We start from the raw sequence: 13385 nt of genomic DNA, 5'->3' as shown, positions 1-13385 counted from the left end.
AGATGGACTTTAATCTGACGGAAGAGCGCGGCTTGCTGCGCGACATGTTGCAGAAGTTTTTAGGCGAGAAATATGGCCACGAAGAGCGGCGCAAGCTGATCGCCTCCGGCAAGGCCTATGATACCGGTGTTTATGCCGAGATGGCTGAGTTGGGTGTTCTTGGCGCGATGTTCTCTGAAGAGGATGGCGGCCTCGGCGGTACCGGGTTCGACATCGCAGTCGTCTTTGAAGAGCTCGGCCGGGCCGGTGTCATCGAGCCGATCCTTGGCAACGCCGTCCTTGCTGGCAGCCTGATCGCGGACCTCGGATCGGACAGCCAGAAAGAGCTGATTGGCAGCGTCATTGCGGGAGAGATTCTCCTGGCGTTTGCCCATGCAGAACCGGCCTCACGGTACGACCTCAATCATGTCACCGCATCGGCGAAAACCGATGGCGGCCAGATCATGCTGAACGGCACGAAGGCGCATGTGCTGAACGGCGCGCAGGCCGGCATGCTTGTGGTGTCCGCCCGTGAGGCCGGAGCAGATTTCGACGATACGGGTATCTCTCTGTTCCTTGTCCCGTCTGATGCCAAAGGGGTGGCCATCGTCGATCATCCGAATGTGGACGGCACGTCGGCCGCGACCATTCGCCTTGAAAATGTGGTCGTGGACGAAGGCGCAAGGCTGGGTGCATCCGGTGAAGCTTTCGGGGCGATCGAGGCAGCTGTTGCGCGGGCAACCCTCGCGGTTAGCGCGGAAGCTCTCGGTGCAATGGAAGCGGCGAAGGCACTCACCATCGATTACCTGAAGGAGCGCAAGCAGTTCGGCATTGCGATTGGCAAGTTCCAGGCGCTGCAGCACCGCATGGCGGACGTCTTGATCGAGGTAGAGCAGGCACGTTCCGCAGTGATCAATCTGGCCGGTCATCTGGACGCGCCGCGCGCCCGGCGTGAACGGCATGTGAGTGCGACGAAGAACCTGATTGGCCGCGCGAGTGCCCTGGTTGGTGAGGAAGCTGTCCAGATGCATGGCGGCATAGGGATGACGGATGAATATGCCCTATCGCATTTCGTCCGCCGAATGGTGATGATCGATCATCTCTTCGGGGATGTGGACCATCATCTTGAGCGCTTCATTTCCCTGAATGCGGCCTGATCCATGAGCGGGCTCTTTCGAAAAGAAGTGCATCCGGACCATCTGGTCCTGCGGAACACCAACACGGCCCGGCGCAATGCTTTGTCGCCGGAGTACTATGACGGTCTTCTGGACGGATTGGCGGAAGCGGCGAAAACGCCTGAGATCACGGCTGTGGTACTCACCGGGGAGGGAGATTACTTCTGCTCCGGCGGCGATCTGAACCTTTTGAAAGAACGCCGCAATATGACGCTCGAAGAGCGCAAGGCCGCGATTGGCAAGCTCCACGACCTGATCCGGGCAATCCGGAGCTGCCCCAAGCCCGTCATCTGCGCGGTCGAGGGCGGCGCTGCCGGGGCCGGTCTGAGCATCGCGCTCGCCTGCGACATGGTCGTCAGCGCCAAGGGGGCGACGTTCACGCTCGCCTATGTGAAGGCCGGTTTGGTTCCGGACGGTGGCGTAACCCATGCACTGATGAATGCCTTGCCGCGCGGTGCGGTGTCCAAGATGGCCTTGCTGGGAACGCCGCTCACTGCAGAACGCCTCTATGACTTGGGCGTCTTGACCGAGCTGGCGGATCCCGGCGGTGCGCTGTCCGTGGCCCAGGCGCTGGTCGCAAAAGTCGCAGCCGGTCCGGAGCACGCCATGGCCGCCATCAAGGGGCTTTTGACCTCTGCGGAGACCGCAACGCTGGATGCGCAACTCAATGCAGAACGAGATGCCATGGCGGAAGCTTTGGGGGGCGAGGAGGCCCGCCGGGGCATTGCGGCCATTTTGAACAAAACCCGTCCGGTGTTTCGCGACTGAGGGGCGGACAATAAACGGCTGACAAACGCTGCCTGAAGAGCGGCGACTGGGAGGAAACGCAATGCACAATCGCATTCATGATTTTCTGGATGATGCGGCCGCAAACCGGGGCGATACCGTTGCCATTCACGACTATGCCGACCGGGCATTTACCTGGACCGAGCTGAAGGCGGCAGCGGGCGAGGCCGAGGACCTTTTGCGCTCATTCGGCCTGAAGGCCGGTGACCGTCTGGTGATGGTTTTCGAAAACTGCGTCTCGGTTCCGGCGTTCTTTTATGCCGCCAGCCGTATGGACGCCATCATAGTGCCGATCAACGCGCGCCTGACCGATGCGGAGCTGGAGCGGATTTTTGCGCACAGTGATCCGAGCGTTGTCATGTTCAGCTCGGATGTGTCGGAGGCAGCCAGTGCCCATGCCGATCACTTCAGCGCAGAGAAAGTGACCGGGAGCTTTGGCGAAGCAGCGCTCATGCGCCGCGACGGGGCGGATGCCGAACCGGTCTTTGCCAACGGCCGGGAGCAAGTAGCTCTGATGCTCTACACCTCCGGGACGACCGGAACCCCGAAGGCCGCCATGCTCACCCACGGTAATTTGAACAGTGCGGCGCTCGCCTCGGTAAAACTTCGCAGCCGCCGTGACGACGACGTGACTTATCTGGCGCTGCCCCTGTCGCACATTTACGGCTTTGTGGCTCTGCTGTCGGCAGCTGTCGCGCAAACCACATTGCGGCTTGAACCGAGATTCGATGTGGCCCGGCTCTATGAGGCTTTGCAGACGGATGTCACGCTGTTGCCCGGCGTGCCGCAAATGCATGCCCACCTGTTTCACTACGCCCGGGCCCACAACAAGGCGAAATACGATGCCGGCCACCTGAGATTTGTGTCGTCCGGCGGAGCCCCGCTCGATCCAGCCTGGAAACGGGAAGCCGAAGCCTTTTACGGATTGCCGCTTCAAAACGGCTACGGCCTGACCGAAGGCGCCGCTGGCGTCTGTGCAACCCTCAACGAGATCGGCGACCCGGATATCAGTGTGGGTCGGGCGATGGGCGAGTGTGTGTTGCGGCTGGATCTGGAGGCGCTGGGAGCAGAGCCGGACAAGGGGATTGGCGAGATCCTTCTTGGTGGCCCGCAAGTCATGAAGGGGTATTTCCGCGATCCGGAACGGACGGCGGAGGTCATGACGGCTGACGGTTTCTTCAAAACAGGCGATCTTGGCCGGTTCGATGCCGAAGGCCGCCTGCACATTGCTGGCCGGTCCAAGGAGCTGATCATTCGCTCCGGCTTTAACGTTTATCCGGTGGAGGTGGAGGGGATCTTGACCGACCATCCAGAGGTGATTGTTGCCGGTGTCGTCGGCCGTCCCGTGGAAGGCAATGAAGAGGTTCTGGCGTTTGTGAAGGTTGCCAAAGGCAGCCCCGTGACCGAGGAGGACCTGAAAGCGTTTCTCCACGATCGGCTCGCGCCTTACAAGCGGCCGAGCAAGATCGTGATCGCTCACGAATTGCCGGCCGCGGCCACCGGAAAAATCCTGAAATCCAAACTGATCGAGACCTTCGCGGACGATCTGGCTGAACCTGCATAAAACGCAGGCCCCACAAAGGGTTGATCGAAGAAGACTGTCACAGAAACCAGCCTGTTTGCCGGGTTTTACCGGTCCGGCGAACGGCAAGTTTGAGGGAGTGCACTTTATTCTTTCAAATGAAAAATAATTCCATATAGTGGAATAATCTAAGGTCGATGGAGGATGAGACCCTATGAAAGTTTTGAAATCTTTGCTCGCAGGAGCGGTCCTTGCCACAGGACTGAGCGCGTCCGCAGCCGTTGCGGAAACCACGATTTTTTATGGCCATGCTGGCCCGGCACGCGGCACGATTCCAACGGCGCTGGAGTGGTTCAACAACCGGATCGGTGAGCTGTCCGGCGGTGACATGAAACTGGACATCCAGTTCGGCGGCGCCCTGTTCAAGGCGAATGCGTCCGCCAATGCCATTGGGTTTGGTGTTGCTGACGCCGGATCGATCATCTCGGCCTATTTCCAGAAAGAAATGGCTGCCTACTCCATCGCTGATCTGCCGATCAGCGGGCCGAATGTCTGGGTAGGCCTGAAGGCCACAGACAAACTGATGCGCAATACGCCGGAAATCACCCAACATCTGGCCGATAAAAACTTGGTCTACATCGGGACCTTTACCGCATCAGACGTCAACGTGGCCTGCACGGGCGGTGAAATCGCCTCGGTGAAGGATATCGCGGACAAGCGGATCCGCGGCGCCGGTGTCTACGGCAAGGTGTTCGGCCAAATGGGTGCCACCATGGTTAATCTCAGTGTCTATGAGGCTTATCAGGCGCTGAACAATGGCCTGATCGACTGCAGCCAAGGTTACACCTACATCATCCCGGCTCTGAAGTGGCACGAAGTGATCGACAGCTTCACGGTCCTGAACTGGGGTCAGATCGGCGGCTTTGGCATGTTCATGAACAAGCAGTCGTTCGATGCGCTGAGTGAAGAGCAGCAATCGATCATGCTGCAGACCGGTGAAGAACTGGCGGACGAGTTCGCCCAGATCGTCATGAGCCGGAATGCCAAGGCGCTTGAGGCCATGAAAGCCGGCGAATTCGAGCGGGACATCAAGGTGCTCGAGCTGAGCGTTGAAGACCGTGCCGCGATGAACGCTGCGACCCAGCCGTTCATTGAGGAGTGGAAGGAAAACGCAAACAGTGTTGGGTTCGACGCTGACAAGCTGATGGCGACCTACACCGAAGCCGTTGCCGATTACACCAAGGAGTTCGAAGAGAAGGGATATCCTTGGGAGCGCAACTGATCGCTCAGACAAACAGCCGGGGCGGCAACCGCCCCGGTTTCTTCAGCGGGGAGGGAACTTGATGCTTGATCGGTTGGAGCGGATTTTTGTCGATGTGGCCGTGACCGCGACCATTCTGCTTGCATTGCTGATATTTGCAGATGTCGTTGCATTGAACGTCTTCAATGCGTCTGTGCCGGACACGATCATTATCGTCCGCGAACTCATGGTTCTGGCAATCGTCATGCCCTTGGCCGCAGCAACGGCCCGCCGGTCTCACATTGCCGTGGAATTCGTGACGAACTTTCTGCCCGACAGGGTTGTTAACTGGTTTGTCGTCTTTGGCGCAGCCTTCGGTGCGGTCGCGCTGATCCCGCTGATCTGGTCTGCAGCCCACGAATTCATCTATCAGTGGCAAACGGGCAATGCGTTTTACGGTGATCTTGGTCTGCCGCAGTGGCCAGGCCGCTTGGCGTTCGTTCTTGGGCTCGTTCTCTGCTGGATCCGGTTGGTGCTGATGCTGATCGGGGATGCGGTTTCGGCAATCCGCGGACGCGTGATCATTACCGGCACCCACTAAGCCACCTTCAGTTTTCAGTCTGACACTCAATACTTTCAGGGAATGTGTTTATGGATCCGGCAACCATTGGCTTGATTGCGTTTGCCTTCATGCTCATCCTGCTGGCGATGCGCGTGCCGATCGCTTTTGCTTTGATCGGCGTTGCAACGGCCGCTGCCTTTATGATCTTCGCCCTGCGCACGGGCACCTTCATGCCGGAGCGGGCGTTCCGGGCAACGTCGGCGATGGTGTTTTCCAATTCGTTCGACCTGATCCATTCTTTCGATCTGTCCATGATCCCGCTGTTCGTGGCGCTAGGAAACATCGCCTACAAGGCCGGGATCACGACGGCTGTCTACAATTCAGCGCGCGTCTGGCTGGTGCAATTGCGCGGCGGGGTCGCCATGGCGTCGGTGATCGGTTGTGGCGGCTTTTCCGCAATCAGCGGGTCCTCTGTTGCCTGTGCCTCGACTATGGGCAAGATTTGTACGCCTGAGATGTTGCGGCTCGGCTACGATCCGAAGCTTGCAACGTCAAGCGTCGCTGCCGGCGGCACCCTCGGGTCTTTGATCCCGCCGAGCGTCCTCTTTATCATCTACGCAATCTTCACCGAAACCTCGGTCAGCAAGCTGTTTGTCGCCGGTGTTCTGCCCGGCATCCTCACACTTCTCGGCTTTCTTTTGGTGATTGCTGTCTGGATTGCTATGGATCCGAAGGTGGCTCCGGCGAAGGAGGCACCGGCAAGCCGGGAAGAGAAGATTCAGGCCGCCAAGGAAGCCTGGCCGGCAGCGCTTATCTTTCTGATTATTGTTGTCGGGATCTACGGCGGCTTCTTTACCGCAACCGCCGCTGCAGCAGTCAGTGTGGTGGTCACGACCGCCATCGGTTTCATGCAACGCCGGTTGAGCCTGCCGGATCTGTGGCATGCAGTGCGCGATACCGTCATTCAGACGTCTTCGCTTTTTATCGTTGCTGCCGCTGCCAAGATCTTTGTTTCCGCCATTGCACTCACAGGCATTGCCCCGGCTCTTGTTCAGGCCGTGTCCGAGGCGCAACTCAGCCCGGCCATGCTGCTCTTCTGCATCTGCCTGGTCTACATCCTTCTTGGCATGTTCCTTGATCCGATCGGCATCATGGTGCTCACCCTGCCGTTGATGATCCCGCTGGTTGAAGCAAACGGCATGGATCTTATTTGGTTCGGCGTTGTCGTGGTCAAACTACTGGAGATCGGATTGATCACACCGCCAGTCGGTTTGAACGTCTTTGTTTTGGCCAACGTAGTTGGCAAGGAAGCGCCCGTTGGGACGATATTCGCCGGCATCTGGCGCTTCCTGGCTGTAGACCTGGTCGTGCTTGCGCTGATCGTCAGCTTCCCTGCCATTTCACTCTTCCTGTCAGAAGCTGTGAAGTAACGTGGAGTTTTCGGATCTGGGCTATGCAAAGGCCAAGAGGTATTGGATAGATACAAAGTGGGACACCAATAAAGCGACAAAATATGCCCGATCTTAAGGATGACAAACGCTACGCGAATACTCTGGCCCGCGGTCTGAGCGTGCTCAGAGTTTTCCGCCCCACGGACAACGGGCTTGGGAACCTTGAGATATCCGAACGCACAGGCTTGCCGCGTTCGACTGTGTCGCGCTTGACCTTCACCCTGTGCGCTTTGGGCTACCTCACGCATGGCCGTCATCATGACAAATACCGTCTCGGTCCATCGGCGCTGGCGCTTGGGAACATTGCGGCGGCCGCGTTCGGGTTTATCGAAACGGCAACGCCGATCATGCAGAAGCTTGCCAACGACACAAAGACCCTGATTGGAGTAGCCATTCAGGACGACGGCGAGATGCTGATGGTGAAAACCTGGCGGCCGGAAAACTCAGCAACGATCTGGCTGAATGTCGGGTACCGGATGCCGGTCCTGAAATCGTCGACAGGAGCCGCCTATCTGGGAGCTCTGACCGATGAGGAGCGGCGTAAGCTGGTGGCGCTCTTGCCCGGGGATCAGGCCGCTGAGTGCCGGTCCTTGTCCGTCAAATCACAGGACCATCTGCTGGCGAATGGGTACATGTACTTGACTGGTGATGACCGGTTCTCCGCCTCGATCAACGCTCTGGCAACGCCGTACCGCCCGTCAGAATTCAGCGAGCCGGTGACGTTCTTGAGCGGCGCTGCGGCCGATGTCCTCACTGTTGCAAGGATGAAAGAAAGTGTCGGGCCGAAACTCGCCGGTGCGGTCGAGGAGCTGCGCGGGATAACTGGCCAGCATTATTCGCTGCTGCTGCCCGTCTAGCAGCTGCCTCCCGTGCAAAAGCACGGCAGACAGTCATTGATTGTTGGGATTTATCCGGCTACCGGCGCAAAGAGATCCGCGTAGGTGTCCCGCAGTATGTTCTTTTGAACCTTGCCCATGGTGTTGCGCGGCAGAGTGTCAACAACGATGAGCTTCCGCGGGTGCTTGAAGCGGGCAAGGCCGTCACTCACGGCTGCCTGAATGGCATCAAGATCGGGATTTGTACCGGGCTCCGCGACAATCAAACCGACGACGGTCTCACCGAAATCGGCATGTGGAACCCCGATAACAGCACTTTCCAGCACGCCGGGTTGTTCATCGAGGATCAGCTCGATTTCCTTCGGATAAATGTTGTAGCCGCCGGAGATGATCAGATCCTTGTTCCGGCCAACGATGTGAACGTAGCCATCGGCGTCGACCTTGCCGAGGTCTCCGGTGATGAAGAACCCGTCGTCCCGCAGTTCCGCGGCTGTCTTCTCCGGCATTTGCCAATAGCCCTTGAACACGTTCGCTCCCCGGACCTCAATCTGACCGACCTCACCGTCCGGCAGGGTGGCGCCGCTCTCCGGGTTGGTGATTTTGAGGTCGACGCCGGGCAGGGGAAACCCGACCGTTCCTGCACGCCGCTCGCCGTCATAAGGGTTCGACGTGTTCATGTTGGTTTCGGTCATGCCGTAGCGTTCAAGGATCCGGTGCCCGGTGCGCTCTTCAAACCGCACATGGGTTTCAGCCAAGAGCGGCGCGCTCCCGGAGATGAACAGGCGCATGTGGCTGGTCAGGTCCTTGGTGAACCGGTCATCGTCCAGCAGCCGGGTATAGAACGTCGGAACACCCATCATAGAGGTCGCCTTCGGCAGGTTGGCGATCATGGCGTCCAGATCGAACTTCGGCAGGAAGATCATGGAACCACCGGCTGCGAGCATCACATTGGTCGCAACGAACAGACCGTGGGTGTGGAAGATCGGCAGGGCGTGCAGGAGCACATCCGTGTCGGAGAACTTCCAGTAGTCCGTCAGTGTTTCAGCGTTCGAAAGGAGGTTCGCCTGGGTCAGCATCGCGCCTTTGGAGCGCCCAGTCGTGCCGGAGGTATACAAGAAGGCTGCCAGGTCATCGGCGGACCGGTCGACAACATCGAAGGTGGCCGGCTTGCCTTTCGCAGTCTCGGTCAAAGACCCGGAGCCATCGGCATTGAGCGTTGCAATTTTGGCTCCAAGGCCGGTTGCGATCGGCGTGAGCGCGGCTTCGCTGCGCGCATCGCAGACAACAAGCGCAGCACCGCTGTTCTCAATGAAATAGGTCAGCTCATCGACCGTGTAGGCCGTGTTGAGCGGCAGGAAAATTACCCCGGCCTGCGCACAGGCCGCATAGAGAGCAAGTGCCTCGGGTGACTTTTCAATCTGGGCTGCGAGCCGGTCACCGGGCTTCAGTCCGAATTCGGTCAGAGCATGGGCAATCTGTGCTGCTTGTCCCAGGAACTCGGCATGGGTGAGGGTGGCTCCGCTTGCCAGATGCAGAAACGGCGTCGTCTTGCCGGCATGTTTGCCGAACAGCTGATCAAAGAGCGGGTTGGCCATCGGTCGGGCTCCTGTTGAGTGTTTTTTCAGCGGCCGCGCTGAGCGACTTGATATCCGAAGAGGCCGCAATTTCATGGGAGGTGGCGAAGCGCTCGTGGTTTTGCGAGACCTTCGAAAGATTGTAAAGGTAGTTGACCATCACGCCGGCGGATTGCTGTTGACCCTTTTCAGAAAGGTCGGCGTCCGCATGAACCTGATAGACCTGCGCGCCGTTGCCGAGATGGAAGCGGGCGACAGGATCAAGCGGCAATCCGTTCCGGCGCTTGGCTGCGATCAGATAGTGGGCCGCGAGCGCCTTGAGCTGTTTTGAATCGTCGGGAAGCGGATCGAGATCGTTATTCTCGATCCAGTTCCGGAAGCCAGGAATTGGCGACAGGGTTACGAAGGTTTTCAGGCTCGGCAATTCCAGGGAAAGATCTGCAGCAACCTGTTTGATCAGAGAGTTGCCGAAGGAAATCCCCGCCAGCCCCTTTTGGCAGTTCGAGATGGAATAGAAAACCGCCGTATTCGCGTCTTCTGCCTCGATATGCTCCCGTTCTTCGCTCAAAAGCGCTTGGATAGATGAGGGAACCCCCTTGGTGAGGGCGACTTCCACGAAGATCAGCGGTTCGTCCGGCATGGTGGGGTGGAAGAAGGCGAAACAGCGCCGGTCAGCGGGCTGCAAGCGCCGTCTCAGGTCATCCCAGCTGTCTATGGCGTGCACCGCTTCATATTCAATGATCTTTTCAAGGATATTGGCCGGGCTTTCCCAATTGATCGGTCTGAGCACGAGGAACCCTCTGTTAAACCAGCTGGCAAACAGATGGCCAAAGTCGACGTTGAGGGCTTGCAGTGCGTCGTCCTCCCTACTGAAGCGCAGGAGATCGGCGCGCATGGCCACCAAGGACCGGGTGGCGTCCGGTACCTGGTTGAGCCGGCGGATCAGTTCCTGCCGGCGTGGTTCGGCTGCACGGACCAAGGTTTCGTAGCTGGTTTTCGTTTGCCCCTTTTCATAGGTCTCAAGTGCTGCGCGAAGGTCTTGAGGCGAGACAGCCATATCTTCGGCCAAGTGCCGGAAAAAGGATAGTTTTTCGTCTTCCTCCGCTGTTTCATACCGGTCGAGGATGATCCGGGCGATGGTGCTGCCCGAAACTTCACCCGACGCACCCAAAAGCGCGGCGGTGAGTTCCTCCATGGGCCGGTTGTCGGAGCTTCCGGGAAGAAACGTCCGGTACCGGCGGTCAAAGATTGAAGACAGCAGATCAGCCAATAGGGTCATCGTGTTGGTCCCATCACAGCATCCGGCAACCATGTTGCCAGTCCTGGGAAGATGCATAACAGGATGATCGCGACGACCATACATCCCACAAAGGGTAAGGATCCCTTGAGAATGGTCTTCAGCGAGATATCCGGTGCAATGCCATTGATGACATACAAGTTGAGGCCGACCGGCGGGGATATCAAGCCGATCTCCATGTTGATCGTCAGGACAACCGCAAACCAGATCGGATCAAATCCGGCCGTGGTGATGATCGGCAACAGGATCGGTGCGGCCATCAGGATCACGGCAACCGGCGGCAGGAAGAAACCGGCAATCAGCAAGAAGATGTTGACTGCGCCCATCAGCACCCAGCGGTTCACATCCAAGGTGCCGATCCACTCGGCAATCGCCTGCGTGATGAACAACGAGGACAGCATGTAAGAAAAGACGCCAGCCGCTGCGATGATGAACAGGATCATCACGCTTTCCTTGGTGCTGTCGCGCAGGACAACCCAAAGATCTCCCGGGTTCCAGAGTTTGTAGATCACCATTGCGATGATCAGACACATCAACGCGCCGACAGCGGCCGTTTCCGACGGCGTCGCGATGCCGCCATACATGGCGTAGAGCACGCCGACGATGATCGCGAGGAAGGGCAGGACCCGAGGCAGGATTTCAAAACGCTGCTTCCAGGTGTAGCTGCCGGCACTCAAAACAGAGGCATCCCCGGAGCGCCAGGTGGAATAGAGTGACCATGCCATGAAGAGGCCAACCAGGAGAAGGCCCGGAATGACACCGGCAAGGAACAGGCGTCCAATCGAGGTTTCGGTCGCAATGCCGTACACGATCATCGTAACTGACGGCGGGATCAGGATGCCGAGTGTTCCGCCAGCTGCGATCGACCCGGCTGCAACGCCGTCCGGATAGCCGCGCTTGCGCATTTCGGGAATGCCCATCTTGCCAATTGCCGCACACGTTGCCGGGCTGGATCCAGACATGGCAGCAAACAGCGCGCAGGCGCCAAGGTTGGAGACAACCAGCCCGCCGGGAACGCGTGTGAGCCAACGTTCCAACGCTTCATAGAGGTCGGCACCAGCGCGCGTGGACGCGATTGAAGCGCCCATAATGATAAACATCGGGATCGAGAGGAGCGCGAAGTTGTCGAGTTTGCCGAACAGGATTTCCGGCATCAGTTCGAGGGACCGCATGCCGTCGAAGATGATCAGGAACCCGGCTGAGACGATCAGAAGCCCCAGCGCGACCGAGACACCGGAAAACAGAACGAAGATGGTGAAGAAGGCGACCAATGCGCCGAGGAGAAGCGGATCCATTATGCGTCCTCCAGGCCAAACGGGCGATCAACCCGGGTGATGACGGCGACCAGATCGGCAATCAGCTGCAAAAGAAGCAGGCCAAATCCGACGGGCAGAGAGAGGTACGGGATCCAAAGCCGGACGCCCCAAACCGTGTCTGAGCGCCAGCCGCGGTCCCAGGCAAAGTGCCAGTACTCAAAGCCGTAAAACAGCATGATCCCGACAATCAGGATCGACAACGAGAGGGTAATCAACGCGAGAAAAAACCGAGCCCGTGGCGGCAGGGACAGCGGCACCAGATCGACATTGACGTGGCCGCGCAACCGCTGGACATAAGGCAGCCCGACAAGCGTCGCGGCAATCACCAGATAGATGACCGCTTCCGTCTGCCAGACCGTCGAGCCATTCAGGACAAACCGGACAAAGATCATTTGGCAGGTGATCGCAACGGCGGCGACAATCATGGCTGCCGAGCACCAGCCTGCAACGGTCGAAATGGCCGCGACAGCGCGCAAAAAGGGGTTGTTACCGGCACGCGCAACGGCTGCCGAGCTGTGACCCGCCATGGGGAACTCCCGAAAAAGAAAAAGGGTAGCGAGAGGCGGGGCGGTGTGACACCGCCCCGGTCAAGGACTTATTGGACCGACAGTGCCATATCCAGGAGCTCCTGGCCGCCCGGAGTTTGCTCGATGAAGGCCTTGTAGGAGGTTTCTTGCGCAAGGGCCCGCCAGGCGTCGAACTCCTCCTGGCTCATCTGCGCGATCTCAACGCCATTTTCTGCAAAAATATCGGCAGACGCCGCATCCTGCTTCTTGGCTTCCTCCAGATAGAACGCCTCAGCCTTGGCGGCACCTGCCTGCAGCGCTGCTTTTTGGGCATCGTTCAGGCCGTCATAGGTGGATTTGTTCATCAAGAGCGGCTGATACATGAACCAAAGGGCAAAGTCGCTGGCCGGTGTGTAGCACTTGACCTGCTCGTAGATCCGATAGCTGACGAAGGATGAGGACGAGGTGTTCGCAGCCGTCAGAACGCCGGTCTGCATGGCGTTGTAGATTTCAGAAGACGCCATGGACGCAATAGAGGCACCGGCCCCTGCGAGCATTTGTTCAAATGCCTTACCCGCTGCACGGGTCTGTTGCCCCTTCACGTGTTCCGGGGCGGTGATGCATTTGTCTTTGCCGACAAAGCCGCCAGCGAGGTAGCCGTGAACCAGAACCATCACGTCATCGCCAGCCATGATCTCCTCGATCTTGCCCATGAACGGGCTTTCGTTGAGACGGGCTGCGTGGTCGTGGTTCTTCACCAGACCCGGCATCAGGGTGAGGTTATAGGCGGGCTGCTGGCCGCCGGCATAGCTCAGCGGGAACACGGTCATGTCGAGCTGACCGCGGCTGAGCGGCTTGTACTGCTCGCGCGGTTTAAACAGGGACTTTGACGGGAAGATCTTGATTTCAAGATCGACGTCGGCAGCGGCGACTTCGTTGGCGACGATTTCCGCCACCTTGTGGCGCACATCGCTGGTGGACCACTGGTGCGACAGGCGCAGTTCCGTGGCATTGGCGGCAAAAGCTGAACCGAGCAGCGCGGCAGCTGCAACGGCAGATGTCAGTTTCATGGTCATTGTTGTTCCTCCCAAAGAGCGTGTGACGTTTGGTCAAGCTCGGGAGGCATCCTTGCACCGAATGT

General features: G+C 58.6%; 12 protein-coding genes. 7 read left to right on the top strand and 5 right to left on the bottom strand.

Going from position 1 to position 13385, the window contains the following annotated elements; all coding sequences use genetic code 11:
* The first annotated feature begins 2 nt into the window (after nucleotides 1–2).
* The 7 genes from AC0J4F_RS20665 (at nucleotide 3) to AC0J4F_RS20635 (ending at nucleotide 7572) form a co-directional block, all read left to right on the top strand.
* Nucleotides 3–1136, top strand: coding sequence for an acyl-CoA dehydrogenase family protein (locus AC0J4F_RS20665; RefSeq protein ID WP_473024529.1), 1134 nt, complete (start codon nucleotides 3–5; stop codon nucleotides 1134–1136).
* A 3-nt stretch (nucleotides 1137–1139) separates the two neighbouring features.
* Nucleotides 1140–1922: an oxepin-CoA hydrolase, alternative type gene (locus AC0J4F_RS20660; RefSeq protein WP_133950789.1), complete on the top strand. Its 783-nt coding sequence runs from the start codon at nucleotides 1140–1142 to the stop codon at nucleotides 1920–1922.
* Nucleotides 1923–1983: 61 nt separating this feature from the next.
* The gene (locus tag AC0J4F_RS20655; protein ID WP_133950787.1) at nucleotides 1984–3504 is read left to right on the top strand and encodes a class I adenylate-forming enzyme family protein; all 1521 of its coding nucleotides are present in this window, start codon (nucleotides 1984–1986) and stop codon (nucleotides 3502–3504) included.
* A gap of 172 nt (nucleotides 3505–3676) precedes the next feature.
* A complete protein-coding gene (locus AC0J4F_RS20650; protein ID WP_133950785.1) occupies nucleotides 3677–4744 on the top strand; it encodes a C4-dicarboxylate TRAP transporter substrate-binding protein in 1068 nt (355 codons plus the stop codon).
* Between the two features lie 61 nt (nucleotides 4745–4805).
* Nucleotides 4806–5303 (top strand): TRAP transporter small permease, encoded by a 498-nt coding sequence (locus tag AC0J4F_RS20645; RefSeq protein ID WP_473024528.1) that lies wholly within the window; start codon nucleotides 4806–4808, stop codon nucleotides 5301–5303.
* A gap of 50 nt (nucleotides 5304–5353) precedes the next feature.
* Nucleotides 5354–6694 (top strand): TRAP transporter large permease, encoded by a 1341-nt coding sequence (locus AC0J4F_RS20640; protein ID WP_133950781.1) that lies wholly within the window; start codon nucleotides 5354–5356, stop codon nucleotides 6692–6694.
* 83 nt (nucleotides 6695–6777) lie between these two features.
* Nucleotides 6778–7572, top strand: coding sequence for an IclR family transcriptional regulator (locus AC0J4F_RS20635; RefSeq protein WP_133950779.1), 795 nt, complete (start codon nucleotides 6778–6780; stop codon nucleotides 7570–7572).
* Nucleotides 7573–7622: 50 nt separating this feature from the next.
* Here AC0J4F_RS20635 and AC0J4F_RS20630 read toward each other — a convergent pair whose 3' ends face one another.
* The 5 genes from AC0J4F_RS20630 to dctP all read right to left on the bottom strand — a co-directional run bounded on the left by AC0J4F_RS20630 (nucleotide 7623) and on the right by dctP (nucleotide 13320).
* Nucleotides 7623–9146, bottom strand: coding sequence for a malonate--CoA ligase (locus AC0J4F_RS20630; RefSeq protein WP_133950777.1), 1524 nt, complete (start codon nucleotides 9144–9146; stop codon nucleotides 7623–7625).
* Nucleotides 9127–10404: a malonyl-CoA decarboxylase gene (locus AC0J4F_RS20625; RefSeq protein WP_133950775.1), complete on the bottom strand. Its 1278-nt coding sequence runs from the start codon at nucleotides 10402–10404 to the stop codon at nucleotides 9127–9129. The genes AC0J4F_RS20630 and AC0J4F_RS20625 overlap by 20 nt, the downstream gene beginning before the upstream one ends.
* Nucleotides 10401–11717, bottom strand: a complete 1317-nt coding sequence (locus AC0J4F_RS20620; protein ID WP_133950773.1) for a TRAP transporter large permease — start codon at nucleotides 11715–11717, stop codon at nucleotides 10401–10403. Before AC0J4F_RS20620 ends, AC0J4F_RS20625 begins: the two co-directional genes overlap by 4 nt.
* Complete coding sequence (locus tag AC0J4F_RS20615) at nucleotides 11717–12265, bottom strand: TRAP transporter small permease (protein ID WP_133950771.1); 549 nt, start codon at nucleotides 12263–12265, stop codon at nucleotides 11717–11719. Before AC0J4F_RS20615 ends, AC0J4F_RS20620 begins: the two co-directional genes overlap by 1 nt.
* Before the next feature lie 68 nt (nucleotides 12266–12333).
* Nucleotides 12334–13320 (bottom strand): TRAP transporter substrate-binding protein DctP, encoded by a 987-nt coding sequence (gene dctP / locus AC0J4F_RS20610; protein ID WP_208326742.1) that lies wholly within the window; start codon nucleotides 13318–13320, stop codon nucleotides 12334–12336.
* Nucleotides 13321–13385 lie beyond the last annotated feature (65 nt).

The sequence above is a fragment of the Roseibium sp. R5 genome, from assembly GCF_055755305.1.
Note: the sequence above shows the minus strand (reverse complement) of the source record. Positions and strands in the feature narration are given on the sequence as shown.

Excerpts from the sequence above, each read along its gene's own strand:
- AC0J4F_RS20640 (WP_133950781.1), top strand. The coding sequence starts at position 5,354 with ATGGATCCGGCAACCATTGGCTTGATTGCGTTTGCCTTCATGCTCATC.
- AC0J4F_RS20650 (WP_133950785.1), top strand. The coding sequence starts at position 3,677 with ATGAAAGTTTTGAAATCTTTGCTCGCAGGAGCGGTCCTTGCCACAGGA.
- AC0J4F_RS20635 (WP_133950779.1), top strand. The coding sequence starts at position 6,778 with ATGCCCGATCTTAAGGATGACAAACGCTACGCGAATACTCTGGCCCGC.
- AC0J4F_RS20630 (WP_133950777.1), bottom strand. The coding sequence starts at position 9,146 with ATGGCCAACCCGCTCTTTGATCAGCTGTTCGGCAAACATGCCGGCAAG.
- AC0J4F_RS20660 (WP_133950789.1), top strand. The coding sequence starts at position 1,140 with ATGAGCGGGCTCTTTCGAAAAGAAGTGCATCCGGACCATCTGGTCCTG.
- AC0J4F_RS20645 (WP_473024528.1), top strand. The coding sequence starts at position 4,806 with ATGCTTGATCGGTTGGAGCGGATTTTTGTCGATGTGGCCGTGACCGCG.
- AC0J4F_RS20655 (WP_133950787.1), top strand. The coding sequence starts at position 1,984 with ATGCACAATCGCATTCATGATTTTCTGGATGATGCGGCCGCAAACCGG.
- AC0J4F_RS20615 (WP_133950771.1), bottom strand. The coding sequence starts at position 12,265 with ATGGCGGGTCACAGCTCGGCAGCCGTTGCGCGTGCCGGTAACAACCCC.
- AC0J4F_RS20665 (WP_473024529.1), top strand. The coding sequence starts at position 3 with ATGGACTTTAATCTGACGGAAGAGCGCGGCTTGCTGCGCGACATGTTG.
- AC0J4F_RS20620 (WP_133950773.1), bottom strand. The coding sequence starts at position 11,717 with ATGGATCCGCTTCTCCTCGGCGCATTGGTCGCCTTCTTCACCATCTTC.
- AC0J4F_RS20625 (WP_133950775.1), bottom strand. The coding sequence starts at position 10,404 with ATGACCCTATTGGCTGATCTGCTGTCTTCAATCTTTGACCGCCGGTAC.
- dctP (WP_208326742.1), bottom strand. The coding sequence starts at position 13,320 with ATGACCATGAAACTGACATCTGCCGTTGCAGCTGCCGCGCTGCTCGGT.